Origin of the sequence: Aliirhizobium smilacinae, from assembly GCF_006335145.1 — a bacterium.
GTDB lineage: Bacteria > Pseudomonadota > Alphaproteobacteria > Rhizobiales > Rhizobiaceae > Neorhizobium > Neorhizobium smilacinae.
Map to the genome: position 1 here is coordinate 182,110 of NZ_VDMN01000007.1, position 23,642 is coordinate 205,751.

Annotated in this window: 22 protein-coding genes, 1 tRNA gene, 1 pseudogene and 2 riboswitches; of the genes and pseudogenes, 12 read left to right on the forward strand and 12 right to left on the reverse strand. The window is 59.6% G+C overall.

The window, feature by feature from the left end; genetic code table 11:
- Positions 1–3: 3 nt before the first annotated feature.
- From FHP24_RS24230 to FHP24_RS24240, 3 genes are all read right to left on the reverse strand, one after another.
- Positions 4–681, reverse strand: a complete 678-nt coding sequence (locus FHP24_RS24230) for an LON peptidase substrate-binding domain-containing protein (RefSeq protein WP_139678817.1) — start codon at positions 679–681, stop codon at positions 4–6.
- A 106-nt stretch (positions 682–787) separates the two neighbouring features.
- Positions 788–1,777 (reverse strand): thioredoxin, encoded by a 990-nt coding sequence (gene trxA, locus FHP24_RS24235; RefSeq protein ID WP_139678818.1) that lies wholly within the window; start codon positions 1,775–1,777, stop codon positions 788–790.
- A gap of 62 nt (positions 1,778–1,839) precedes the next feature.
- Entirely contained in the window at positions 1,840–2,337 is a 498-nt protein-coding gene (locus FHP24_RS24240) for a prolyl-tRNA synthetase associated domain-containing protein (protein ID WP_139678819.1), read from the reverse strand.
- Positions 2,338–2,602: 265 nt separating this feature from the next.
- On the opposite strand from FHP24_RS24240, the gene FHP24_RS24245 reads away from it, so the two are divergent.
- Positions 2,603–2,677: transfer RNA gene (locus FHP24_RS24245), tRNA-Gly, on the forward strand.
- A gap of 186 nt (positions 2,678–2,863) precedes the next feature.
- Complete coding sequence (locus tag FHP24_RS24250; protein WP_139678820.1) at positions 2,864–3,100, forward strand: hypothetical protein; 237 nt, start codon at positions 2,864–2,866, stop codon at positions 3,098–3,100.
- A 76-nt stretch (positions 3,101–3,176) separates the two neighbouring features.
- On the opposite strand, the gene FHP24_RS24255 is transcribed toward FHP24_RS24250, so the two are convergent.
- Both FHP24_RS24255 and metA read right to left on the reverse strand, forming a co-directional pair.
- Positions 3,177–4,199, reverse strand: a complete 1,023-nt coding sequence (locus tag FHP24_RS24255) for an aldose epimerase family protein (protein WP_139678821.1) — start codon at positions 4,197–4,199, stop codon at positions 3,177–3,179.
- Between the two features lie 100 nt (positions 4,200–4,299).
- Positions 4,300–5,223 (reverse strand): homoserine O-acetyltransferase MetA, encoded by a 924-nt coding sequence (gene metA, locus FHP24_RS24260; protein ID WP_139678822.1) that lies wholly within the window; start codon positions 5,221–5,223, stop codon positions 4,300–4,302.
- Positions 5,224–5,285: 62 nt separating this feature from the next.
- Positions 5,286–5,363, reverse strand: a riboswitch (SAM riboswitch).
- A 128-nt stretch (positions 5,364–5,491) separates the two neighbouring features.
- Between metA and FHP24_RS24265 the strand changes: the two genes are divergently transcribed.
- The 8 genes and pseudogenes from FHP24_RS24265 to FHP24_RS24300 all read left to right on the forward strand — a co-directional run bounded on the left by FHP24_RS24265 (position 5,492) and on the right by FHP24_RS24300 (position 14,395).
- Positions 5,492–6,142 (forward strand): thiamine diphosphokinase, encoded by a 651-nt coding sequence (locus FHP24_RS24265; protein ID WP_139678823.1) that lies wholly within the window; start codon positions 5,492–5,494, stop codon positions 6,140–6,142.
- Positions 6,143–6,151: 9 nt separating this feature from the next.
- Positions 6,152–7,978, forward strand: coding sequence for an ABC-F family ATP-binding cassette domain-containing protein (locus tag FHP24_RS24270; RefSeq protein ID WP_139678824.1), 1,827 nt, complete (start codon positions 6,152–6,154; stop codon positions 7,976–7,978).
- Positions 7,979–8,141: 163 nt separating this feature from the next.
- Positions 8,142–8,594: a response regulator gene (locus FHP24_RS24275; RefSeq protein ID WP_139678825.1), complete on the forward strand. Its 453-nt coding sequence runs from the start codon at positions 8,142–8,144 to the stop codon at positions 8,592–8,594.
- 104 nt (positions 8,595–8,698) lie between these two features.
- Positions 8,699–9,093, forward strand: a pseudogene (locus FHP24_RS24280) (VOC family protein).
- A 60-nt stretch (positions 9,094–9,153) separates the two neighbouring features.
- A riboswitch (TPP riboswitch) is annotated at positions 9,154–9,262 on the forward strand.
- Between the two features lie 48 nt (positions 9,263–9,310).
- Complete coding sequence (gene thiB / locus FHP24_RS24285) at positions 9,311–10,312, forward strand: thiamine ABC transporter substrate binding subunit (RefSeq protein WP_246091927.1); 1,002 nt, start codon at positions 9,311–9,313, stop codon at positions 10,310–10,312.
- A 27-nt stretch (positions 10,313–10,339) separates the two neighbouring features.
- A complete protein-coding gene (thiP, locus tag FHP24_RS24290; protein ID WP_139678827.1) occupies positions 10,340–11,959 on the forward strand; it encodes a thiamine/thiamine pyrophosphate ABC transporter permease ThiP in 1,620 nt (539 codons plus the stop codon).
- Positions 11,952–12,659: a thiamine ABC transporter ATP-binding protein gene (locus FHP24_RS24295; RefSeq protein WP_139678828.1), complete on the forward strand. Its 708-nt coding sequence runs from the start codon at positions 11,952–11,954 to the stop codon at positions 12,657–12,659. Before thiP ends, FHP24_RS24295 begins: the two co-directional genes overlap by 8 nt.
- Before the next feature lie 317 nt (positions 12,660–12,976).
- Positions 12,977–14,395: a M48 family metalloprotease gene (locus FHP24_RS24300; protein ID WP_246091928.1), complete on the forward strand. Its 1,419-nt coding sequence runs from the start codon at positions 12,977–12,979 to the stop codon at positions 14,393–14,395.
- A 27-nt stretch (positions 14,396–14,422) separates the two neighbouring features.
- Here the strand turns inward: FHP24_RS24300 and FHP24_RS24305 are convergent, their stop codons facing one another.
- The 5 genes from FHP24_RS24305 to FHP24_RS24325 form a co-directional block, all read right to left on the reverse strand.
- Entirely contained in the window at positions 14,423–15,286 is an 864-nt protein-coding gene (locus tag FHP24_RS24305) for an RNA polymerase factor sigma-32 (RefSeq protein WP_112458855.1), read from the reverse strand.
- Positions 15,287–15,565: 279 nt separating this feature from the next.
- On the reverse strand, positions 15,566–16,138 hold the full coding sequence (locus tag FHP24_RS24310; protein WP_139678830.1) for a CarD family transcriptional regulator: 573 nt from the start codon (positions 16,136–16,138) through the stop codon (positions 15,566–15,568).
- Positions 16,139–16,529: 391 nt separating this feature from the next.
- Positions 16,530–16,868 carry a ferredoxin FdxA gene (fdxA, locus tag FHP24_RS24315; RefSeq protein ID WP_139678831.1) on the reverse strand — a complete coding sequence of 113 codons (339 nt, stop codon included), beginning with the start codon at positions 16,866–16,868 and terminating at the stop codon, positions 16,530–16,532.
- 193 nt (positions 16,869–17,061) lie between these two features.
- Positions 17,062–17,499, reverse strand: coding sequence for an RNA-binding S4 domain-containing protein (locus tag FHP24_RS24320; protein WP_139678832.1), 438 nt, complete (start codon positions 17,497–17,499; stop codon positions 17,062–17,064).
- Positions 17,500–17,505: 6 nt separating this feature from the next.
- The gene (locus FHP24_RS24325; protein WP_139678927.1) at positions 17,506–20,658 is read right to left on the reverse strand and encodes a helicase-related protein; all 3,153 of its coding nucleotides are present in this window, start codon (positions 20,656–20,658) and stop codon (positions 17,506–17,508) included.
- Positions 20,659–21,154: 496 nt separating this feature from the next.
- Here FHP24_RS24325 and FHP24_RS24330 point away from each other — a divergent pair, with 496 nt between their 5' ends.
- Positions 21,155–21,310, forward strand: a complete 156-nt coding sequence (locus tag FHP24_RS24330) for a DUF3309 family protein (RefSeq protein ID WP_082547286.1) — start codon at positions 21,155–21,157, stop codon at positions 21,308–21,310.
- Between the two features lie 30 nt (positions 21,311–21,340).
- The gene (locus tag FHP24_RS24335) at positions 21,341–21,598 is read left to right on the forward strand and encodes a YMGG-like glycine zipper-containing protein (RefSeq protein WP_139678833.1); all 258 of its coding nucleotides are present in this window, start codon (positions 21,341–21,343) and stop codon (positions 21,596–21,598) included.
- Between the two features lie 87 nt (positions 21,599–21,685).
- On the opposite strand, the gene phbB is transcribed toward FHP24_RS24335, so the two are convergent.
- A complete protein-coding gene (phbB, locus tag FHP24_RS24340; RefSeq protein ID WP_139678834.1) occupies positions 21,686–22,414 on the reverse strand; it encodes an acetoacetyl-CoA reductase in 729 nt (242 codons plus the stop codon).
- Between the two features lie 34 nt (positions 22,415–22,448).
- Entirely contained in the window at positions 22,449–23,630 is a 1,182-nt protein-coding gene (locus tag FHP24_RS24345) for an acetyl-CoA C-acetyltransferase (protein WP_139678835.1), read from the reverse strand.
- Positions 23,631–23,642 lie beyond the last annotated feature (12 nt).

The following is a 23,642-nucleotide window of genomic DNA, read 5'->3' on the forward strand; positions in this document are numbered from 1 at the left end:
GCCTCACTGCAGAATGGTGTCGGTATCCCCCACCCCTCGGGCGAGCAGGATTTCCGTAATCGCGATTAGCGTCTCGGCCCGCGTCCTGAGATCGGGCGCCTCGAGCAGCGCCTGCTTTTCCGCCGGTCCGAAAGGCGACATCATCGACAGCGAATTGACGAGCGTGCGATTTCCGGCGCGCCCCACGCTCTCCCAGTCTACCTCCAGCTTGTTGGCGTCGAGATAGGCCCGGAACACCCGTAAAAGCTCGCGGCGGTCAACGGACCCCTCATCATCTTCTTCCGACAGATCGCTCATGAAGGGTGCGAACCGGAAAATGCGGTAAGGCTGACTATCATCCGCTTCGTCCAGCAGGCGGAAGCGGCATACGCCGCTGATCGAGGTAATGTAACGCCCGTCTCCGGTTTCGGCAAACGACGTGATCCGCCCAAGGCAACCGACCGACGAAAGAGCCGGGCGCAGAGGATCGGACGTATCGGATGGCTCCAGAAGAGACGGCTGGATAACGCCGATCAACCGGTTACCGGCAAGCGCCGCATCGAACAGAGCAAGATAACGCGGCTCGAAGATATTGAGTGGAAGCTGTCCGCTCGGAAGCAGAAGCGCTCCCGTCAGCGGAAACACCGGCACGACTTCCGGCAGATCTTCACGTTTTACGTACCGCGCGTTTCCCACATGCATCGGCTCGGCACCTCCCGCAGAATGCTCCTGATTACAGTTTTCCTACCCGAGTATCTGGGGCTCCAGCCGCCGATCGCAAGACCGGCGGTGACGGATAACGTGTTGTTTAGGAAAAGAGGATGGACGAAAGCCGCCGGCGAGCCGCGATCGTCGCCGGATCTTTCGGACCCCAGACCTCGAAGAACTGCAGAAGTTCGCGACGCGCGCCGTCGTCGTCAAAAGTGCGGTCCTTGCGCATGATCGCCAGCAGATGATTAGCAGCCTCTTCGCGCTCGCCCTGCACGTTGAGGATCTTCGCAAGCTTGATCCGCGCCGCATGGTCGTCCGGATTGGCTGCGAGTTCGCGCTCCAATGCAACGGGATCGCCGAGCTTGCGGGCTTCGACGATCTGCTCCAGCTTTTTCGAGACCGCCTGGATTGCCGGATCGGCCGTCATTTCCTCGGGCAGGGACGCCAGCATCTGGCCGACGCGCTCCGTCTCGCCCATGGCGATCAGGCATTGCATCATGCCGGCAGCGGCCTTCGCGTTTTCCGGATCGGCCTGCAGCACGGCGCTGTAGAGCTGCGCTGCGCCCTCGATGTCGCTATTGGCAAGCAACGTATCCGCCTCACCGAGGATCGCCTCGATCTCGGCCGCTTGATCGGCACCGGCAGGTCCGGCGACCTTGTCGATGAATTCGTTGACCTGGCTTTCCGGCACAGCACCCATGAAACCATCGACCGGACGGCCATCGACGAAGGCGATGACGGCCGGGATAGACTGAATGCCGAGCTGGCCGGCGATCGACGGATGATCGTCGATATTCATCTTGACCAGCTTGACGCGCCCCTGGGCCTCGTTGACGGCTTTTTCGAGCACCGGTGTCAACTGTTTGCACGGACCGCACCACGGCGCCCAGAAATCGACCAGAACCGGCTGCTGGCGCGATTCTTCCAGAACATCCTTGGTAAATCCGGCCGTCGTCGTATCGCTCACATAGCCGCCTGCCGCCGGAGTAACCGCGTCAGGGGTAGCCGAAGCCGCGCCGAAATTGGCGGTCTGGCCACTGTATCCGCCGCCATAGGACCCGGCATAGGGATTGTCGTTGCCGCTCATGGATGTTCTCCCGGGAAATCAGGGTATGAACCCTTTTAAATGTCTGCCCGAAACATCGTATGTCAGGCCGTAACTTTCAAGACAAGCGGCGTGTGACCGGTCGCCTCCAGAAAACGGATGAGATCATCTCGCCCGATCGACGTCGTCGCGTCGTTGGAAAGCGGATGACCGTTGATGATCTCGTGTCGCATCAGGTCTTCATCGATTACGAACGTGACGTTGTGGCCGGCATCGCAGAATGCACCGAACACCGTCACCGAACCCGGCACCACGCCGAGATAGTCCAGCATCATCTCCGGACGGCCGAACGATACCCTGCTCGAAGCGCCAATCACCTTGTGGACCGTTTTCAGATCGACCACCGCATGTTCCTCGACGGTGATGACGAAATACTGGTCCTTCTTGTCCTTCACGAACAGGTTCTTCGTGTGCCCGCCAGGGATCTCGTCCCGCAGGCTCTGCGATTCGGCCACGGTAAAAACCGGCTCGTGATGTTTCGTCGTGTGGGAAATGTTGAGGCTGTCGAGAAAGGCGAACAGATCGGCGGCTGTTTTTGGCATAATTCCGGTCACAAAAGAGGGCACCACGGGCGGGGAGCTGGACTATAACGGGATTGCTCCACACCACCAAGTGCCGCCGCACACAATGCGCCACGACGAAAATCCCTGCATTTCAAGGGATTTAGCGGATAGCCAAAAAATCTTTGGCCGGATCGTCATTTCCCTGTTGCATTTGAAAATCGGCTGGGCCATATAGCGCCTCGTCGGCGGCAACGAGCCACGGCCCAACGGTTCAGACTACCACCACGAACCGATGGATTTATGAGCGGGTGTAGCTCAGTGGTAGAGCACAACCTTGCCAAGGTTGGGGTCGAGGGTTCGAATCCCTTCGCCCGCTCCAAATCTTCCCGAAGAATACAGAAGATCGACGGAAGTCCGGGTAACAATCCGGGAACATACGTTGTTTCGCGACGTCGAAAACCTTGGATCTCGTGTTCCGCTTTTCATCAGCAGAATCTTTTCGACATTGCCAATTGACTTATCCCACCGAAGCAGAACAAAATGCGAACACACAAGGATAATCAAAATGGCCCATGCGGAAAAGTTCATCGTCCTGCAGTTCAAGAAGAATCGCGGCCAGATCGTGCCGGGCGAGATGCGTCAGGCGTCGAACGCCGTGTCGGCGGAAAAGATTGCCGCGGCAATGGCTTCGCGCGTGGTTGGCGTGGCAGCTTACGCAGTGATGGTCGACGAGGAAACCGGCGACATGGCCTCGCCCCGCCTGATCTCCCAGCATGGCGAGACGACTGACCTCGCGGCATAGTCACCCGCGAGGCGAGAACCCACCACAGCACGAAGACGCAGCCAGCCTCTCGAGAGATGCTCGCGCCGGCTTCTCCTCAGGTCTTCGAAAACACGTAATCCGTTTCCTGCCGCAGGACTTCGCCCGGACGCAGCACCGCATTCGGGAAGTTCGCGTGGTTGACCGCATCCGGCCAGACCTGCGTTTCCAGGCAGAAACCGGCATAGGGGCCATAATGATGGCCATCGAAACCCGGCACCGGAACATTCAACATCACGCCTGCATAAAACTGCACGCCAGGCTCGGTCGTCCTGACTTCCAGCGTGACGCCCGAATAAAGGCTGCGCACCAGTGCCACCGAACGCTTTTCGCCGCGCTCGGGCGAGAGGCAATAATTATGGTCGAAGGGCACCTGCCGGCCATCTTCGAACGAGCGGCGCACAGGCCCCATCTGGCGTAGATCGAAAGGTGAGCCTGTCAGGTCCTTCAGCACACCGGTCGGAATAAGCTTTTCATCGACATCCGTCATCCGGTCGGCGGCAATCATGATCTCATGCCCGAAAATGTCTTCCCGGCCGTCGAGATTGAAATAAGAATGCTGGCAGGCATTTGCCGGCGTCGGCTGGTCCGACACCGTTTCATAGACCACCGACAAGACGCCATGATCCTTGAGCTGATAGGTTGCCGTTGTCGTGCAATTGCCCGGATAACCGGCGCGACCGTCCGGGTCGGTGATCGTCAGCACCACCCTGTCGGGCTGGTGGTCCGAAATCGTCCAGTTGCGCTTTGCCATCCCGTCCGAGCCGCCATGCAGATGCGTGACCCCACGCTCGTTGAGTTCGAGCTTGTAGGCCCTGCCGTCGATCGAGAATTTTCCGCCGCCGATCCGGTTGGCACAGCGGCCGGGCGTCGCGCCGAAATAGGGCGAATGGGCGGGATAGGAATCGAAATCGTCAAATCCAAGCACCAACGGCGCATCGTGCCCCTCCAGGCGAAGATCCTGAATGACCGCGCCCCATGTCAGAACACTGGCACTTAAGCCGCCACCGACGATATGAACACGAAACACGGGTTCACCATCCTTCGTCGTGCCGAAAACTTCGAACGCCTGCCCTGCCATTGCTTTTCTCCGCCCTTGAGACCGGCGGCAAACTGCGCGATTTGGCGAACAGCCGCAATGGAAATCGGCGGGCTGCGGCAACCCTTACCCGGACACTCTCTTACTTGCTGCCGATCTTGCTCAGGTCATATTGGGTGGTCTGGTAGAGTTCGTTGATCCAGTTGCCGAACAAGAGATGCGCATGACCGCGCCAGCGGTTCAGGGGCGTCAGCGTATCGTCATTGTGCGGAAAATAGTCGTGCGGCATCTTGATCGGGATGCCGGCATTCACATCGCGAAAATATTCGTCCGCCAGCGATGTGGAATCATATTCGACGTGATTGAACATGTAGAGCCGGTTTCCGGCCTTCTCGTGCACGAGGCACAGCCCCATCTCGTCTGATTCCATCAGGATTTCGAGCGTTTTTCCGGCCTTTTCGACATCCTCGCGGCGCACTTCCGTCCAACGCGACACCGGCACCTGGAAATCGTCGGAGAAACCGTTGAGATAGACAGAAGCCGGCGCGAGATTGCGATGCCGGTAGACGCCGAACGCCTTTTCGGTCAACGGATGTTTCGGCACGCCATGGAAATGGTAGATCGCAGCCATCGCGCCCCAGCAGACATTCATCGTCGAATGAACGTTGGTCGTGGTCCAGTCGAAGATCTGGCGCATCTCGTCCCAGTAGTTCACATCCTCGTAGTCCATCTGCTCTACCGGCGCGCCGGTGATGATGAAACCGTCGAACTTGCGGTCCTTCACCTCGTCCCATGTCTGGTAGAAGGAAAGCAGGTGTTCTTCCGACGTATTTTTCGCCTTGTGGGTTCCAAGCCGTACAAGCGTGAACTCCACCTGCAGCGGCGAGGCCCCGACGAGCCGTGCCATCTGCACCTCGGTCTTGATCTTGTTGGGCATGAGGTTGAGGAGCCCGATCTGCAGCGGACGGATGTCCTGGCGCACAGCGACCGTTTCGGTCATGACGCGCACGCCCTCGGAAACGAGGGTGGTAAACGCAGGAAGCGTATCGGGAATCTTGATCGGCATAGTCAGGCCCCACAAACAAAAAGCCGGCAACGAAAAATCGCAACCGGCCCGTGGGAAGTGAAATCCATCTTCTCGCGGCCCTTTAGCGACTTTTTTAACGTGGCTGCAAGCCGGCCGGCCAAATCACCACGAATTACGACTTCTCAAATAATCCTTGCCAAGGCCGGCGTCAATGGGAGCAAATTCGACCGCGGCGTGCATGTCGCGACCGAAATAAGCAGGCGTCCTCGCTTCCCCTTCCCCCACCCTTTGCGCTATGGGCTCATCCATGGCCTTTTCGACCTTCACCATCCTGCTCGGCGGAAACCTCACCGTCACTGACCGCGTAGAAAACGCGATTGCGGGAAGCCGTGTGATTGCAGCCGATAGCGGCATGCGGCATGCAGTCGAACTGGGCGTCACGCCGGAACTGTGGGTCGGCGACTTCGATTCCTCGGATGAGGATCTGATTGCCCGCTTCCCGCATGTCGAGCGCAAAACCTATCCGCCGGCGAAAAACGAGACCGATGGCGAGATTGCCACGGCGGAAGCGATAGAACGTGGTGCGAATAAACTGATCCTGATCGGTGCGCTTGGTGGTGAGCGGTCCGACCATGCACTCCAGCATCTCCTGCTTGCCATGGGCCTTGCCGAACGCGGGATAGACGTGCTGCTCGCCTCGGGCGATGAGGAGGCTGTTCCTTTCCTGCCCGGAACGAAAAACATCGACCTGCCCAAGGGCGCGTTGTTTTCGGTCCTCGGGTTTTCGGCCCTTGCAGGCCTCGATATTTCTGGTGCGCGATATCCGGTGAAGGATTTTTCGCTGCCCTTCGGTTCCTCCCGCACCGTCTCGAACGTTGCGGAAGGGCCGCTCGAATTCCATCTAAGAGAGGGCAAGGCGATGATCCTTGCCCGCCCCCACGACTTTTCCGGAGCATAAACGGTCCTCATGGCACCTCCCATTCTCAAGCTTGACAACATCTACCTGAGTTTCGGCGGCGCGCCGCTTCTGAACGGCGCCGGCCTGCAGGTGGAGCCGGGCGACCGCATCTGCCTCGTCGGCCGCAACGGTTCAGGCAAGTCGACGCTGATGAAGGTCGCAGCCGGCATGGTCGAGGCGCAGTCGGGCGAGGTTTTCCGTCATCCGTCCGCGACGATCCGTTATCTCGAACAGGCACCCGACTTTGCCGGTTACACGACCGTGCAGGCCTATGCCGAAGCGGGGCTTGGCCCGGGCGACGATCCCTATCGCGTCACCTATCTGCTTGAGCATCTGGGCCTGACCGGCGAGGAACATCCGGACCAGCTCTCCGGCGGCGAGGCACGCCGTGCGGCACTCGCCCGCGTCATGGCGCCGGAACCCGATATCCTGATGCTCGACGAGCCGACCAACCATCTCGACCTGCCGACTATCGAATGGCTGGAAGACGAGCTGCGCAAGACGCGCAGCGCGCTGGTCGTGATCTCTCACGACCGTCGTTTTCTGGAAAAGGTTTCGAATGCGACCGTCTGGATCGATCGCGGCACCGCGCGCCGGCTTTCCCGAGGCTTCGGCCATTTCGAAGCCTGGCGTGATCAGGTTCTCGAAGAGGAAGAGATCGAACAGCACAAGCTCGGCAAGGCGATCGAACGCGAAGAACACTGGATGCGTTATGGCGTGACCGCAAGGCGCAAGCGCAACATGCGCCGCGTCGGCGAGCTGCAGGCCATGCGCGCCAGTTATCGCGGCCATAACGGGCCGCAGGGTAGCGTACAGGCCTCGGTTGCCGAAGGCCGCGAGTCGGGCAAGCTGGTGGTCGAGGCCGAAAACATCACCAAGGCCTATGAAGAGCGCACGATCGTGGCGCCCTTTTCCATCCGCGTCCACCGCGGCGACCGCATCGGTCTCGTCGGCCCGAATGGCGCCGGCAAGACGACGCTTCTGAAGATGCTGACCGGCCAGCTGAAGCCCGATAGCGGCTGGATCAAGCTTGGCACAAATCTGGAAATCGCCACGCTCGACCAGAAACGCGAGGACCTCGATCCCGAGGACACCCTGTCCCATTACCTGACGGATGGGCGCGGTGAGACACTGCTGGTCAATGGCGAACAGCGCCATGTCGCGGGCTATATGAAGGATTTTCTGTTCCAGCCGGAACAGATCCGCACGCCGATCAAGAACCTGTCGGGCGGCGAGCGCGCCCGTCTGATGCTGGCCCGCATGCTGGCAAAACCGTCGAACCTGCTGATCCTCGACGAACCGACCAACGACCTCGATATCGAAACGCTGGACCTGCTGCAGGAAATCGTCGCCGGCTACAACGGCACCGTCATCCTCGTCAGCCATGACCGTGACTTTCTCGACCGCACGGTGACCTCGACCATCGCACCCGCCAACCCCGACGCGCCCGATGGCCGCTGGATCGAGTATGCCGGCGGCTATTCGGATATGCTGGCACAGCGCAAGGGCGCTCAGGACGAAAGACGCAAGGCCGAGAAGGCAGCGGAAAAGTCGAAGACCGAAAACACGTCTTCGTCCTCCGACGCCCCCAAGACCAAGGGTAAGCTCTCCTACAAGCAGAAATTCGCGCTGGAGAATATTCCGAAGGAAATGGAAAAGGCCGAAGCCGAGATCGCGCTCCGCGAGAAGAAGATGGCCGACCCGAACCTTTTCATCAAGGATCCGGCAACCTTCACAAAGCTCGTCGCCGAGATGGAAAAACTGCGCGAAAAGCTGGCGGGCATGGAAGAGGAATGGCTTCAGCTGGAGATGCTTCGCGAAGAAATCGAAGGTTGATCCACCTCCTCTAAATTAAATATTTGTTAGCCTTAACAGATAGTTAATCGCATAATTCATTGTCTCGCTGCGGAACAATCCCGGCGTTCATCGCGTTTGGTCTCCAGTTCGATTGCTAGAAGCATGCAACCGGCGAAACCGAGATGAACTCTGGAGGCGTCCAATGCTGACAAATGTATCGCGTCGTCGGCTGGCCAGTGAGGCGATGAATCAGCGCGTATTGATTATCGAGGATGAGTTTCTGATCGCTCTCGACGTGGCTGACACGATCGAGAACATGGGGTTGAAGGTCGTCGGCTTGGCCAACGCCCGCAAGCACGCCCTCTCTCTTGCCGCCCATGCGGACATCGCTCTGGTCGATGTCAATCTTGCCGATGGCCGCACAGGACCGGATATCGGCCGCGAGCTTGCCGAGCAATATGGTTTGACGGTCGTGTTCATGACCGCCAATCCTGAAGACATAGCGGACGGAGTTGACGGTACGCTCGGTGTATTGACCAAGCCGGTCATGCCCGAAGTCGTCGAACAGACGGTCGACTACGCGATCGCCAACCGCCTTGGCGGCATGGCCATCGTCCCGCGCGAACTCAAGGTTTTCCGCGGCAAAGATCACTGATACGGAAAATCCGACATGGACTTGTCGGATCCTTGCCGCATCTTTCGTCCTTGGAGAAATGGTGCCGAGCCATGGCACCCTTCAACGATGGAGGAGTTTCCGACATGCGGATGATTTTCGTGAACCTGCCGGTGGCAGATCTTCAAGCTTCTACGGCTTTTTACACGGCGCTGGGTTTCACCAGGAACCCCAATTTCTCCGACGGTACGGCAAGCTGCATGATCGTCAGCGAGCAGATCTATGTGATGCTGCTGACCCACGAAAAATTCAAGGGATTCATCAACGGGGAGATCGCCGATCCGAAGCGGACGAAGGAAGTGCTCAACTGCCTGTCCGCGTCGGGCCGCGATGAAGTCGATGGCTTCAAGGCCAAGGCGCTTGCCGCCGGTGGGCCGAATGGAAACCCAATATGGAAATGGGTCCCATGTACGGCTGCAGCTTCCAAGACCCGGACGGCCATGTCTGGGAAATCATGTATATGGACATGTCTGCCGGCTGACGGATTACGCCACCTGTAAGCGCCCTCTTGCCAGCATGAAGAGAGGCCGCTAAATCTTTGCACGCTCTAACGGGGTGCCCTGCAGGTTGCAGGGCTGAGAGACCTTGATGGTCAACCCGCGGAACCTGATCCGGCTAACACCGGCGGAGGGATTAGACGGCTCATCACCAGCGCCTATTCCCCGTATCGATTTTATGAGGAGGCGCTGATGCGCGGTATGTCGACTATTCTCATCGTGGCAGCAGCCGCTGCCTTCACGCCCTTTTCCGTTCAGGCTGAGGAAAAGACGCTCACCGTCTATACTTATGAAAGCTTCACCTCGGACTGGGGTCCTGGCCCGAAGATCAAGGCGGAGTTCGAAAAGACCTGCGCCTGCACGCTGAACTTCGTCGGCGTCGCAGACGGCGTCGCGCTTTTGACCCGCCTCAAGCTGGAAGGCGCAGAATCGCAAGCCGATATCGCGCTCGGCCTCGATACCAGCCTGATCTCCGAAGCCAAGGCGACCGGACTTTTTCAGCCTTCAGGCGTCGATGCAACTGCCGTGAAGGTTCCCGGCAATTACAGTGACGACACTTTCATTCCCTACGACTACGGCCATTTCGCCGTCATCTACGACACGCAAACGATCAAGAACCCGCCAAAAAGCCTGAAGGATCTGGTCGAGGGCGACGCTTCGCAAAAAATCGCCATTCAGGACCCGCGCACCTCGACGCCTGGCCTTGGCCTGCTGCTCTGGGTGAAGGCCGTTTATGGCGACAAGGCGCCGGAAGCCTGGGCAAAGCTGAAGGATCGCGTGCTTACAGTCACGCCCGGCTGGTCGGAATCCTATGGCCTGTTCACCAAGGGCGAAGTGCCGATGGTGCTCTCCTACACCACCTCGCCCGCCTATCACATGGTCGAGGAAAAGACCGACCGCTATCAGGCAGCAAGTTTTTCGGATGGCCACTACATCCAGATCGAGGTTGCAGCCACGCTGAAAAATGCCATGGACAAGGATCTGGCAAAAAGCTTCCTGACATTCCTCGTCTCACCGGCGGCACAAGGCATCATCCCGACCACCAACTGGATGATGCCGGCAGCCGCCACCTCCACCCCGCTGCCCGATGCCTTCGACAAGCTGGTGAAACCGGGCAAGACGCTGCTGATCGGCTCAGACGAAGTGGCGAAGAACCGCCAGGCATGGATCGACGAATGGCTGACCGCCATGAGCAGGAAATAACATGAACGGCAAGCGTGGAAACCGCATGTGCTGACGCTTGCTGAAAGACGGCGCGGCATCGGCGCCGGCCTCACCGTCCTCATCGCCGTGATTCTGTTTGTCGGCACCGCGGTTGTGACGCTACTGGCCTGGGATGGCGATCAATCGGCATCCCGGCTTTTCACCGCCTATACCTGGAGCATCCTGCGGTTCACGCTTCTGCAGGCGGCACTCTCTACGCTGCTGTCGATCCTGTTCGCCATTCCCGTCGCACTGGCGCTGGCGCGGCGTCCAGGTTTTCCGGGCCGCGTCTGGATCGTCCGCCTGATGGCCTTGCCCATGGGGCTGCCGGCGCTGGTCGGTGCCCTCGGTCTTCTGGGCGTCTGGGGCAGGCAGGGTGTTCTGAACGGCTGGCTCACCGCCGCCGGGCTGGAACAGCCGGTCAGCGTCTACGGCCTTTCCGGCATCCTGCTTGCTCACACCTTCTTCAATATCCCGCTTGCCGTGCGCCTGCTGCTCGCCGTGCTCGAACGGTTGCCGGCTGAATACTGGCTTCTGTCGGCCAGTCTCGGCATGAAGCCGTTCTCGATTTTCCGCTTTGTCGAATGGCCGGCCTTGGCGCGCGTCGTGCCCGGCGTCGCCGGCCTGATCTTCATGCTCTGCGCCACCAGCTTCACGCTGGTCCTCGTGCTTGGCGGCGGACCGGCCGCAACCACGCTCGAGGTGGCTATCTATCAGGCCCTGCGTTTCGATTTCGACCCGCCCCGCGCCATAGCGCTCGCCTTCCTGCAGATTACAGTCACTGCAGCCGTCGTCGGCCTCGTGACACTTCTGCCGGCCGCAACCGATATGGTCAGAACCGCAGGCCGCAGTATACAGCGCCTCGACGGCCGATCGGGTCCATCCCGTTTATGGGATTTTTTCGTCATCGCCGCCGCCGTAATTTTCGTCGCCTCGCCGCTTCTCTCCGTGCTGGCCGCCGGCCTTCGTGCCGATCTGTGGAAACTCGTTACCGGCCCCCGCTTCATTCAGGCCGCCACGACAAGCCTCGCGATCGCCGTGACAGCTGGAACAATCGCCGTCACCGCTTCGCTGGCAATCCTCAACGCTCGGCAGGCAATCAGGGATCGGCGTGACCCGAATTTAGCCGAACGGCTACTGTCCACTTCACTTGCCGGCACATCGTCACTGGTTCTCGTCATCCCGCCGATCATTCTCGGCACCGGCTGGTTCCTCGTTTTGCGCCAATTCGGCAATGTCGGCGATTTTGCTCCCTATCTCGTCGCAATCATCAACGCGCTTATGGCGTTGCCCTTTGCCGTCAGGGTGCTGGAACCGGCACTGGAAGACCATCGACGCCAGACCGCGCGACTGGCTGCCGCACTCGGTATCGGCGGTATAGACAAATGGCGGCTGGTCGACATCCCCGTCCTGCTCCGTCCCATTCTTACCGCCCTGTCCTTCGCCATGGCCCTGTCGCTGGGCGATCTCGGCGCGGTCGCCCTGTTCGGCTCCAGCGATCTCGTCACCCTGCCCTGGCTGGTCTACAGCAGCCTGTCGAGCTACAGGACCAATGACGCGGATGGTCTGGCCCTGATACTTGGCGTGGTCTGCCTTTTTCTGACGATCCTCGGCACTGCCGGCCGAAAGGAACACAACAATGTTTGACGGCATCGTGCTCGATAAAACCGCCCTGACACTCGGCACCACGCACTTCGATTTCGATTGCCGTATCGAAGCCGGCGCGATCACCGCGATTGCCGGCCCGTCGGGAGCAGGAAAATCGACGCTCCTCAATCTGGTCGCGGGTTTCGAGCAACCGCAATCGGGGCGGATATTCATGACCGGAACCGAGCAGACCTTGAGCCGTCCGTCCGAAAGACCGCTTTCGGTGGTCTTCCAGGATCATAACCTGTTTGCGCATCTCGACGTCTTCACCAATGTCGCACTCGGCATCAGCCCTTCGATGCGGCTTTCCCCGCATGACAGGGGCCGTATCGAGGACGCATTGACGCGTGTCGGCCTTGAAGGTTTTGGCAAGCGCATGCCGGGCTCGCTGTCGGGCGGCGAAAAACAGCGTGCCGCCTTCGCCCGCGCCCTTGTGCGCCGCAAACCCGTCCTGCTGCTGGACGAACCTTTCGCCTCACTGGACGCCGACTTGCGGGTCCGGATGTCCGATCTTCTGCTCAAACTTCATCGCGAAACGGCAAACACGGTCATCATGGTCACTCATGACCGCGAGGAGATCGCCCGAGTGGCGGATCGTGTCGTGCTGGTGGAAGGCGGAAAGGTGGCATCCAGCGAAGCGAAGGCGGATTATCTTTTGCGGTTTGCATCGCCTGCTTCCACTCGACCCGGCACTGTGTGAACGAATGTCATCAAGCGTGCTTCGGCACTGCCACAATTTGGACGTGGCCAAATGGCATCGCCCTTTTCGCGTTATTTTCTTTTCTTACCCAGTAGGCGATACATATTCATTTAGGAATATCTGTGCAGCTGGCGCAAAAGACGGTAAGCGACAGCAGGCGGAAGACGAGACGAGGCGCGACGGCAGGAAGCCGAAGTGCAATTCCGGAGATGATGGTGCAGGCGAAGACGGTAAAGACGGACCAGGCAAGGTCGCCGAACCTTTGGCAGCACGCCCGCGCATTCCGGTCCGTAGCAGTGCTCTTGCTTGCCACGTCGATGCTTTACGGCTGCCAGTCGATCTTCGACCAAGCCTATACGCCCAATGTCTCGCCTTCAGACAACCCGCAGACCGTCGATCAGGTGCAGAAAAACGATCCGCGTGCGCAGATGGGTGCTCGCGAGCACCCGCGCATCGTGGCAAGCTATGGCGGTGAATATCATGATGCCAAGACCGAGCGTCTTGTGGCGCGCATCACGGGCGCATTGACCGCAGTCTCGGAAAACCCGAGCCAGTCCTTCCGCATCACCATTCTCAATTCGCCGGCGATCAACGCCTTCGCCCTGCCGGGCGGCTATCTCTACGTCACCCGTGGTCTTCTCGCGCTTGCCAACGATGCGTCGGAAGTCGCGGCCGTGCTGTCGCATGAGATGGGCCACGTCACCGCCAACCACGGCATCGAGCGCCAGAAGCGCGAAGAGGCGGAGGTCATCGCCAGCCGTGTCGTGGCCGAAGTGCTATCGAGCGATCTCGCCGGCAAGCAGGCGCTTGCCCGCGGCAAGCTGCGCCTGGCGGCCTTCTCGCGCCAGCAGGAGCTGCAGGCAGACGTCATCGGCGTGCGCATGCTCGGCGAAGCCGGTTACGATCCTTATGCCGCCGCCCGCTTCCTTGATTCGATGGCAGCCTATGCCCGGTATTCGGCCGTCGATCCCGACAACGACCAGAGCCTCGACTTCCTTTCCAGCCACCCGAATTCCGCCCAGCGTGTCGATCTCGCACGCCGCCATGCGCGCGCCTTTGGCCAGGAAGGCGTCGGTGACCGCGGTCGCGATTATTACCTCGCCGGCATTGATGGTCTTCTTTACGGCGACAGCCCGCAGGAGGGTTACGTCCGCGGCCAGACCTTCCTGCATGGCAGCCTCGGCATCCGCTTCGATGTGCCGCCGGAGTTCAGGATCGACAACAAGGTCGAGGCCGTATTGGCAACCGGCCCCGGCGAAAGCGCTATCCGCTTCGACGGCGTCGCCGCGGGCGAAAACAACAGTTTGACGAATTACCTGACGAGCGGTTGGGTCGCCGGGTTGCAGCCGGAGACCGTGCAGGAGACGACGGTGAACGGCCTGCCAGCCGCAACCGCCCGAGCTTCTGCTGAGCGCTGGGATTTCGATGTCACCGTCGTCCGGCTCAATGACCAGATTTTCCGCTTCCTGACGGCCGTGCCGAAGGGCAATACGACGCTGCAATCGACGGCAGATACACTGCGCAACAGTTTTCGCCGCATGACGCCGGAAGAAATCGCATCCCTGAAGCCGCTACGCGTCCGCATCGTCACAGTTGGCCCCAGCGATACGCTGGCGTCGCTTTCGGGCCGCATGATGGGCACCGACCGCAAGCTTGATCTGTTCAAGCTCATCAATGCGCTACCGGCCGGCGCGACGGTGTCGCCCGGCCAGAAGATGAAGATCATTTCCGAATAGCAGGGTGGAATCTCACCCTGCAAAACTTCAGCAGACTGCGGCCATCTGCGGATTGGCTGAAACAAGTGCCGACTTCAGCTTTTCGATGGCACGGCTTTCGATCTGACGTACTCGCTCCTTGGAAATGCCGAGTTCCGTTCCAAGCGCTTCAAGCGTCGCACCATCATCCGTCAGCCGGCGGGCGCGAATGATCTTCTTTTCGCGGTCATTGAGCTTGGTCAGCGCGCCCTGCAGCCATTTCAGCCGGCGCTCACCGTCGATCATCCCGGAAACCTGTTCGTCGGGAAGCGGTTCATTGCTTTCCAGCATGTCGAGACGCTCACCGCTATCGGCATCACCGGCAATCGTCGGCGCCTGAAGCGATGCATCATTGGCGGAAAGCCGTGCATCCATCGTCTGCACGTCATTGACGCTGACGCCGAGCGCAACCGCGATTTCCTCGTGGATGGCGCGGGCGGTCAGGTTGCTGTCGCCACGGGCGAGCTTTGCCCTGAGGCGACGAAGGTTGAAAAAGAGGGCCTTCTGCGCCGAGCTCGTGCCGCCGCGGACGATCGACCAGTTGCGCAGAATGTAATCCTGCATGGAAGCGCGGATCCACCAGCTTGCATAGGTTGAAAAACGAACGTCACGAGCAGGTTCGAACCTTGCCGCCGCTTCAAGCAGCCCTACATAACCTTCTTGTACAAGGTCGCTCATGGGAAGACCGAAGCCGCGAAACTTCGATGCCATGGCGATGACGAGACGCATATGCGCAAGTGCGATCTGGTTACGTGCGTTTTGATCCTGGCCGTCTTTCCATCGGATGGCGAGATCCCGCTCTTCTTCCCGGGCGAGATAGGGAGCTGACATCGCTATCTTGATCATTGTGCGGTCTGCGGACATGGCTGTCATCGTCTTCTCCGTCAACGGTTCTGATCTGACGATAAACAGCGGAAAACCTGGCGAACGCATATCCACGAAGGATTTCTGCGTAAGTTTGGACTGCTGCTTTCGCCCCCTCGTGAAAACGACCCGGAACATCCCGGCCGCAATCGGTTCAGACGGGAACCGAGGGCAGCGTTACGCAGCAATCAGTTCGCCGTTCCGGCGGGTTAACGCGGCAACGGCGCAAAAGTTCCAATAAAAAACCCGGCACAAGGCCGGGTTTTTTATGTCCATATTTCAGGAAAATCAGGCAGCTTCTTCCTGCGATTCATCCTCGTCGAGTGTCTTGCCGCGCTTGGGTCCCTTGGCGAGATTGACTTCGACAAGACGAACCGCTTCGGTGTCCGACATTTTGTTGACGGCTGCGATTTCACGAGCCATCCGGTCCAGAGCAGCTTCGTAAAGCTGACGCTCGGAATAAGATTGCTCCGGCTGGTTTTCGGCACGATAGAGATCGCGGACCACTTCAGCGATAGAAATCAGGTCACCGGAATTGATCTTCGCATCATATTCCTGGGCGCGACGCGACCACATGGTGCGCTTCACGCGAGCCTTGCCCTGCACAACCTTGAGCGCGCGCTCGACAAAATCCGTTTCCGAAAGTTTGCGCATGCCGATCGTCACGGCCTTGGTGACCGGAACCTTCAGGCGCATCTTGTCCTTTTCGAAGTCGATTACAAAAAGCTCAAGCTTCATGCCAGCAACTTCTTGCTCTTCAATCGCGGTAATCGTACCAACGCCGTGAGCGGGATACACGATCGATTCGCCGGTCTTGAAGCCTTGGCGAGCCGGGGAATTCTTTTTCTGCTGAGTCGTCATTCGTTTCAAAAACTCCCTTCTACTCACCCATATTTGGGTCAGGGGAAAGCCGGGTCTGTCAGGCCCGGATGAGACGGGGGAAACCGTCGGGTCACTCCATACTGGTCCGACAAAACGCGCGCGAAAAAACAAATCCCATCGCTGAGCTGCGACCGACAACATTAAACGACGTTATGTCTCGGAGAGCGCGTGTGATTGATCTGTGCTTTCGTGATGTTTTTTGGGCACGCGAGTGCCGCCTTGTGGAACAGTGTCTCTTGTCTACCACAAAAAAGTGCGGAAATCAATAATTTGCTTTGCACGAGTCCAGACAGCAACATCGTAACCAGATGCCTATGAAATCGGCAACTGGTTAACGTGTCCTGCGACAGCATGTCGGTTCGGGCAGGCGTCAGTCGCCCGCGCCCGGCTCCGGTGAGAAATACTTCTCGTACTTGCCTGCCTCGCCGTCAAGTTCCTTGGCACCTTCCATCGGATCTTTCTTGATCGTGATGTTGGGCCAGATCTGGGCGAAATCGGAATTGATCTTAAGCCATTTGTCCAGCCCCGGCTCGGTATCGGGCTTGATCGCCTCGGCGGGACATTCGGGCTCGCAGACGCCGCAATCGATGCATTCGTCGGGATGGATGACGAGAAAATTCTCGCCTTCATAAAAGCAATCCACCGGGCAGACTTCGACGCAATCGGTATATTTGCAGCGGACACAGTTATCGGTCACGACATAAGTCATGAAGTACTCCACATCAACGCGTTGGTCAGGGCACGATTGGGTACAGTCGGGCCCCGAGGGCCGGACGGGGGCAACGCAACCGCTGGAACGACAGAGGCGGGCTATCCGGCATTTTGGAACGTCACGTAAAGCCTTTATCCAAGCTTAGCAAGAATAAAGCATTTCGAAAAAACCCGGAAACAGGGCGCATTTTCTAATCGTCGCGCCAATCGATAGCGGAGCCCACATCCATGTCGCCTGCACTGGGAAAAAGCCGGTCGGTTTCGCGACGCTCCTTCTTGGTCGGTCGACCGGAGCCTTTGATCCGCTGCGCCTGCTCCAGGGCGCTGAGGCGCTCAGTTTCCTCTCGCGGCGGCGTCAGATCGTCGTAGAGCTGCCGCGCTTCCTCGTAAGGGCCACGACGCTCGCCACAGGATTTGACGACGAGTATCAGGTTGCGCCGCTCGAGCGAGATTTCCAGCCTGTCGCCCGCCTTCAGCTGAAAACTCGGCTGGCGGATCGAAGTCCCGTTCACTTTCACATGCCCGGAACTGAGCAGGCTCTGGGCGAGTGATCGGGACTTCACCATGCGGGTGAAGAAAAGCCATTTGTCGATGCGTTGCCGCAAATCACCGGATGGCTTTTCAGTCATGGCCTCTTACTTCTTCATCTGCTCCTTGAGAGCAGCCAGCTTTGCGAAAGGAGAATCCGGATCAATCGGCTTTTCCTTGCGCGGCGGCTTGGCTTCGAAGCGTGCGGGCTGGTTGCCCTTGCCGCGATCGCCGCGTTCCGGCCGTGGACCATTGTCGTTGCGTTCGCCGCGGAACGGACGATCGCCCTGCGGACGCTTGTTGCCACGCTGATCGTTGGGCCGGTCGCGACCGCCACCGGCCTCGCGCTTGTCCTGTTCACCGCCACGACGGTTATTGCCACGCTCGCCGTCACGACGGCCTTGCGGAGCATTTTCGCCGCCGGCATTGCGCTGACCGGCGCGATCACCACCCCGGTCGCCGTTGTTTCCACGGCGGTCGCCATTCGGACGGCCACCACGTTGATTGTTTTCACGACCGCCACCCGGACGCCACAGCAAAACCGGCTTCGGCTCTTCGGCTTCGGCGGCAGCTTCCGCAGGCTTTTCGCCTTCGGCTTCAACTTCGGCAGGCGCTTCGATTGCAGCAGGCTCTGAAACCGTTTCAGTCACCGCCTCTGCAACAGCAACGGGTTCTTCCGTTGTTTCCGACTGCGCTTCGGCAGTCTCGGCATCCGCAGTTTCTTCGACAGCAGGCGCTTCAGGCACCTCAACCGAAGCGTCTGCTCCAGTTTCGACCGCAGGAGCGGCAGCGGCAGGCGTAAGGCTGGCGAGATAGGTCTGAGCTTCTTCTGCCGTCACCGAATCCGCACGGTAGCCGAGGCCCTTGAGAATTTCTTCCATATCGTCCGGCGTAGCACCCAGGATCGACAGCATGGCCGTCGTCGTGGTGAAACGGCGGCCGTCATAGGCGCCTTCCGGACGCTGGGCTGCACCCGGCTTCCACTGCAGCAGCGGTCGGATGAGATCTGCGAGACGCTCCAGAATGTCGACGCGAACAGCGCGCTTGCCGAGGAAACGGAAGCCGGCAAGCTTGTAGAACATCCGCTCATAAGTCGGATCCGCGACGACCGACGTGCGTCCTGCGGCAAGTGCCGGAATGAGGTCGCCGTAACCCGGTTTGTCGAGACCGTCGTTCTTCAGCGCCCAGAGCAGCGTGATGAGTTCGGCCGGAGCCGGCTTCAGCAGTGCCGGCATGAAGACGTGATAGGCACCGAAGCGGATGCCATAGCGGCGCATCGAGGCGCGGGCATCCTGATCCAGCGACTTCACATCATCGGCAACGTCACGACGGAACAGCACGCCGAGATTTTCGACGATCTGGAACGCGAGACCCTTTGCCAGACCCTGCAGGTCTTCGGCGCGCGACAGGTCGTCGAGCGGCTTCAGGACGGTCGCAATGTGATGATTGACGAAGCGCTCGATACGGGCAGCCACATGTTCGCGGGCAGCGCCGGTCAATTGCTCGTCCGACAGCAGGATCACGCGCGGACGCATGACATGGTCGCTTGCAGCAAGGCGACCGACCGGATCGCCAAGCCAGCGCACGAAGCCATCGGAGCCCACGGCAAGATCGTTATTGCCGGACGCATAAAGCCGGGCGGCGCGCGCCTCGAACTCCAGCGCCAGCGCCTTTTGTGAGGCGGCCTGAACAGCCTTGGCATCCGGTCCTTCGGTCCCTGAGACCGGAGTAAAGCGGAATCCCGCCAACTGTCCGACGTGATGTCCTTCGACAAACACATCGCCATTCACACTGATTTCTGCTTCCAGCATCGCATTCTCTCTTAGGCGCCTCATGAGCACAGATGTCCTGCGATCAACAAAGCGTTTCGTCAACCTATCATGTAGCGCGTCCGACAACCTATCCTCGATTTCCCGTGTCTTTTCTTGCCAGTGTGTCGGATCGGCAAGCCAGCCGGGTCGGTTTGACACATAGGTCCAGGTTCGAATCTGCGCGATTCGGGCAGACAGGGTATCGATTTCGCCGTCGGTGCGGTCGGCCCGGCGAACCTGCTCCGCCATGAAGTCCTCGTTCACCGTTCCACGACGTACAAGATCGAAGAAAAGCGTCGAAATGAGGTCCGCATGCTGAGCAGGCGCAATTCTCCGGTAGTCAGGGAGCGCGCAGGCGTCCCATAGTTTCTCCACCCGCTCGGCCGTCGTGACGATATCCCTCACGTCCGGGTAACGGGAGAGATAGTCCAGCGCCTGGCTGTCGGTAGCCGGTAAAGCGCGTGTCAGCCCCGGTATTGTCGGGGAGGTGTCGAGGCTGCGCCGCAGATCCTGCAACGACGCGAAGCTGAGGTTCTTCGAGCGCCACTGCAGCACTTTCACATTGTCGAAGTGATGGCCCTCGATACGCTCCACCAGTTCGTCGTCGAACGGAGCAACCTGCCCCGTGACCCCGAACGTGCCGTCCCGCAGGTGGCGGCCCGCGCGACCGGCGATCTGCGCCATTTCGGCAGGGTTGAGATTGCGGAACTGGTATCCGTCGAATTTCCGGTCCTGGGCAAAGGCGACATGATCGACATCGAGGTTGAGGCCCATGCCGATCGCATCGGTGGCGACCAGATATTCCACATCGCCTTCCTGATAGAGACCGACCTGGGCATTGCGGGTCCGCGGGCTGAGCGCACCGAGCACGACGGCCGCACCACCGCGCTGGCGTCTGATCAATTCGGCGATCGCATAGACCTCGTCGGCCGAAAAGGCGACGATGGCGGTCCGTTGCGGCAGGCGGGTGATCTTTTTCTGGCCCGCATAAAAGAGTTGCGACAACCGCGGCCGTTCGACGATGGTGATGCCCGGCAGGAGATGTTCCAAAATCGGCCGCATGGTCGCAGCACCGAGCAGAAGCGTCTCGTCGCGACCTCGCAGATGCAGGATGCGGTCGGTAAAAATATGTCCGCGCTCGAGATCGCCGGCGAGCTGCACCTCGTCTATCGCGACAAACGAGGACTTGGTTTCGCGCGGCATCGCCTCGACGGTGCACACCGAATAGCGGGCCATATGCGGGGTGATCTTTTCTTCGCCGGTGATCAGCGCAACATTGTGGTGGCCGACCTTTTCAACCATCCGCGTATAGACTTCACGCGCCAGGAGTCGCAACGGCAGGCCGATCACGCCGGAGCCATGCGCCACCATGCGCTCGATCGCGTAATGCGTCTTGCCGGTATTCGTGGGGCCAAGCACGGCGGTTACGCCACGCCCGCTAAAGATCATGGGCTGAGAATTCAAAGCGAAGTTCCGCGTCTAACTAACTGCAAGCCAAATTACCGCCCGAAGTCCCGCAACACATGGCGTTGCATTACGACAAACGCAAGAAGAAAGACGGTCGAAGCCATTGAAAACCGGTCTGGCTAGTCTCTTCGGAACAAACGCGAACGAATCGGCGACGAATCGAAGACTCAGACGATTCACCTTCCGTTCTCACAACATGTAGACAAAGATTCGATTGAGAATACCGAATGTTGCGCAGGCATGCGATTCCGTTGAATCCAGGCTCAAACAGCCAAAGGACTCGCAACGGTTGAAGAGTCAATGGCGGAAAACCGGCATTTCATCACCGCAACCTCATCCGCGATGTCCCGTTTCAACGCGCTTTAACAGCCGGTAACGAGGAGTGAGAACAAGTACTTCCGATCCGATGGAACAAAACTTCCGCCATGACGTTCTCACCGCGAATTCATCCTGGTTTCAGGAAAGCGGAGACAAACCCATGCTCGGAACGATCCTACTCGTAATACTCATTCTGCTCCTTATCGGCGCTCTGCCGAACTGGGGCCATAGCCGGAACTGGGGTTATGGCCCGTCCGGCGGCTTGGGTCTTGTCGTTCTCATCATCATCATCCTGCTTCTGATGGGCAGGATCTGACAAAATCAACGTGGAAGGGAAGGAATACCAATTATGAAAAAGATCCTGCTGATCGCCGCACTTGTCGGCACTCTCGCATCGTGCACCTCGACTGAAAAGGGGACTGCCATCGGTGCTGGATCCGGTGCGCTTATCGGCGGCGCCGTCACAAACAGCTGGGGCGGCGCAGCAGTTGGTGCAGTCGGCGGCGGCCTGATCGGCGCAGCCATCGGCGAATCCCAGAAGCGTAACGGCTACTGCGTCTATCGCGACCGTTATGGCCGTAACTACGAGGCACGTTGCCGCTAAGCGGTACGTTTTCCAAAGACAAGTTAAGGCCAGGATAGGGAAACCGATTCCGGCCTTAACTTTTTGCGATTCCGGAAATTGAAATTTTCAGCCGGCCATGTACTGGCCGCCATTGGCAGTAAGCGTCGAGCCGGTGATGAAACCTGCATCGTCGGATGCGAGAAACACCACGCATCGGGCAATTTCCTCCGGCTTGCCGAGCCGCCCCACCGGAATATGCGGCAGGATCTTTTCCTCCAGCACCTGGCTGGGAATGGCTTTCACCATGTCGGTCTCGGTGTAACCTGGGCAGATCGCATTGACCGTGATGTTTCGGGATGCCCCTTCGAGCGCCAGCGCCTTGGTAAAACCGAGATCGCCCGCCTTTGCTGCGGCGTAATTCGCCTGACCGAGCTGGCCCTTTTGCCCGTTGATCGAGGATATGCTGATGACACGACCGAAACCGCGCTCGCGCATGCCCGGCCAGATGGGATGGGTCATGTTGAACAGGCCAGTCAGATTGGTACCGATCACCTCGTTCCATTGCTGCGGTGTCATGCGATGGAACATGTTGTCCCGCGCAATGCCGGCATTGTTGACGAGGATTTCAACCGGTCCTAACTGCTTTTCGACGGCCGCGACGCCGGCAACGCAGGCGTCGTAATCCGACACGTCCCACTTGAATACCGGAATGCCGGTAGCCTCATGAAACTGGGAGGCCCGCTCGTCATTGCCATGATAACTTGCCGCGACACGATAGCCCGCAGCCTTGAGCGCGATCGAAACCGCAGCACCTATGCCGCGCGTTCCGCCCGAAACGAGAGCAACCCGCCCCATCACTCTTCCTTCTCTTTATAAACCGACACGAGACTCAAGCCCGTTCCAGACACATTGCGACACCCATGCCGCCACCGATACAAAGCGTCGCCAGTCCCTTGGACGATCCGCGTCGCTTCATCTCGAACAACAAGGTGTTGAGAATACGGGCTCCGGACGCGCCGATCGGATGACCGATGGCGATCGCTCCACCATTGACGTTGACGACCGATGGATCGAGACCGAGGTCACGCACCACAGCACAGCTTTGTGCTGCAAATGCCTCGTTCGCTTCGATGAGGTCGAGATCCGCGACTTTCCAGCCGGCCTTTTCCAGCGCCTTTCGCGACGCCGGGATCGGTCCCGTTCCCATGATCTGCGGATCGACACCAGCCGTTGCCCAGGAGGCTATGCGAGCAAGCGGCTCTATGCCCCGACGCCTGGCTTCATCTTCCGTCATCAGCACCACGGCTGCAGCACCGTCATTGAGACCGGAAGAATTTCCGGCCGTCACCGTGCCGTCCTTGTCGAAGGCCGGACGGAGTTTTGCCATCAGGTCGAATGTGGCACCGGCGCGGATATATTCGTCCTGATCGACCGTTACATCACCCTTCCGGCCCTTCAGCACAAAAGGCAGGATCTCGTCGGTGAACCGCCCGGCCGCCTGCGCGGCCTCGGCCTTGTTCTGTGAAGACACCGCATACTGATCCTGGTCATCGCGCGACAGCCGCCACTGACGGGCGATGTTTTCCGCCGTGATTCCCATGTGATAGCCATAGAACGCGTCGGTCAGGCCGTCCTTCAGCATCGTATCGACCATCTTGAAATCACCCATCTTCACGCCGCCGCGAAGATGGGCGCAATGCGGCGCCATGGACATGGATTCCTGGCCGCCGGCGACGATGATCTTTGCATCCCCGAGTGCGATCTGCTGCATGCCGAGCGCAACGGCGCGCAGGCCCGAGCCGCAGAGCTGGTTGACGCCCCAGGCCGTTGCCTCCTGTGGCAAGCCTGCCTTCATGGCGGCCTGCCGCGCCGGGTTCTGCCCCTCGCCCGCCGGCAGAACCTGCCCCAAGATCACCTCGTCCACCTCACCCGCCTCGACACCGGCACGCGCAAGCGCGCCCCTGATCACGGTGGCCCCGAGTTCATGCGCCGGGACACTTGCAAAGGCCCCGTTGAAAGATCCGACGGCGGTACGACCGGCGGCGGCGATGACGATAGCTGGGCTGGCCATGAGCGTCCTTGC

What these genes read in the sequence shown, in the direction of transcription:
- FHP24_RS24270 (WP_139678824.1), top strand. Translation starts at nt 6,152, where the DNA reads ATGGCACCTCCCATTCTCAAGCTTGACAACATCTACCTGAGTTTCGGC.
- FHP24_RS24265 (WP_139678823.1), top strand. Translation starts at nt 5,492, where the DNA reads ATGGCCTTTTCGACCTTCACCATCCTGCTCGGCGGAAACCTCACCGTC.
- fdxA (WP_139678831.1), bottom strand. Translation starts at nt 16,868, where the DNA reads ATGACTTATGTCGTGACCGATAACTGTGTCCGCTGCAAATATACCGAT.
- FHP24_RS24345 (WP_139678835.1), bottom strand. Translation starts at nt 23,630, where the DNA reads ATGGCCAGCCCAGCTATCGTCATCGCCGCCGCCGGTCGTACCGCCGTC.
- trxA (WP_139678818.1), bottom strand. Translation starts at nt 1,777, where the DNA reads ATGAGCGGCAACGACAATCCCTATGCCGGGTCCTATGGCGGCGGATAC.
- FHP24_RS24305 (WP_112458855.1), bottom strand. Translation starts at nt 15,286, where the DNA reads ATGACAGCCATGTCCGCAGACCGCACAATGATCAAGATAGCGATGTCA.
- FHP24_RS24255 (WP_139678821.1), bottom strand. Translation starts at nt 4,199, where the DNA reads ATGGCAGGGCAGGCGTTCGAAGTTTTCGGCACGACGAAGGATGGTGAA.
- FHP24_RS24275 (WP_139678825.1), top strand. Translation starts at nt 8,142, where the DNA reads ATGCTGACAAATGTATCGCGTCGTCGGCTGGCCAGTGAGGCGATGAAT.
- FHP24_RS24300 (WP_246091928.1), top strand. Translation starts at nt 12,977, where the DNA reads ATGCTTTACGGCTGCCAGTCGATCTTCGACCAAGCCTATACGCCCAAT.
- FHP24_RS24230 (WP_139678817.1), bottom strand. Translation starts at nt 681, where the DNA reads ATGCATGTGGGAAACGCGCGGTACGTAAAACGTGAAGATCTGCCGGAA.
- thiB (WP_246091927.1), top strand. Translation starts at nt 9,311, where the DNA reads ATGTCGACTATTCTCATCGTGGCAGCAGCCGCTGCCTTCACGCCCTTT.
- FHP24_RS24320 (WP_139678832.1), bottom strand. Translation starts at nt 17,499, where the DNA reads ATGACTGAAAAGCCATCCGGTGATTTGCGGCAACGCATCGACAAATGG.
- FHP24_RS24310 (WP_139678830.1), bottom strand. Translation starts at nt 16,138, where the DNA reads ATGACGACTCAGCAGAAAAAGAATTCCCCGGCTCGCCAAGGCTTCAAG.
- metA (WP_139678822.1), bottom strand. Translation starts at nt 5,223, where the DNA reads ATGCCGATCAAGATTCCCGATACGCTTCCTGCGTTTACCACCCTCGTT.
- FHP24_RS24250 (WP_139678820.1), top strand. Translation starts at nt 2,864, where the DNA reads ATGGCCCATGCGGAAAAGTTCATCGTCCTGCAGTTCAAGAAGAATCGC.
- FHP24_RS24295 (WP_139678828.1), top strand. Translation starts at nt 11,952, where the DNA reads ATGTTTGACGGCATCGTGCTCGATAAAACCGCCCTGACACTCGGCACC.
- phbB (WP_139678834.1), bottom strand. Translation starts at nt 22,414, where the DNA reads ATGGGGCGGGTTGCTCTCGTTTCGGGCGGAACGCGCGGCATAGGTGCT.
- FHP24_RS24240 (WP_139678819.1), bottom strand. Translation starts at nt 2,337, where the DNA reads ATGCCAAAAACAGCCGCCGATCTGTTCGCCTTTCTCGACAGCCTCAAC.
- FHP24_RS24325 (WP_139678927.1), bottom strand. Translation starts at nt 20,658, where the DNA reads ATGATCTTTAGCGGGCGTGGCGTAACCGCCGTGCTTGGCCCCACGAAT.
- FHP24_RS24330 (WP_082547286.1), top strand. Translation starts at nt 21,155, where the DNA reads ATGCTCGGAACGATCCTACTCGTAATACTCATTCTGCTCCTTATCGGC.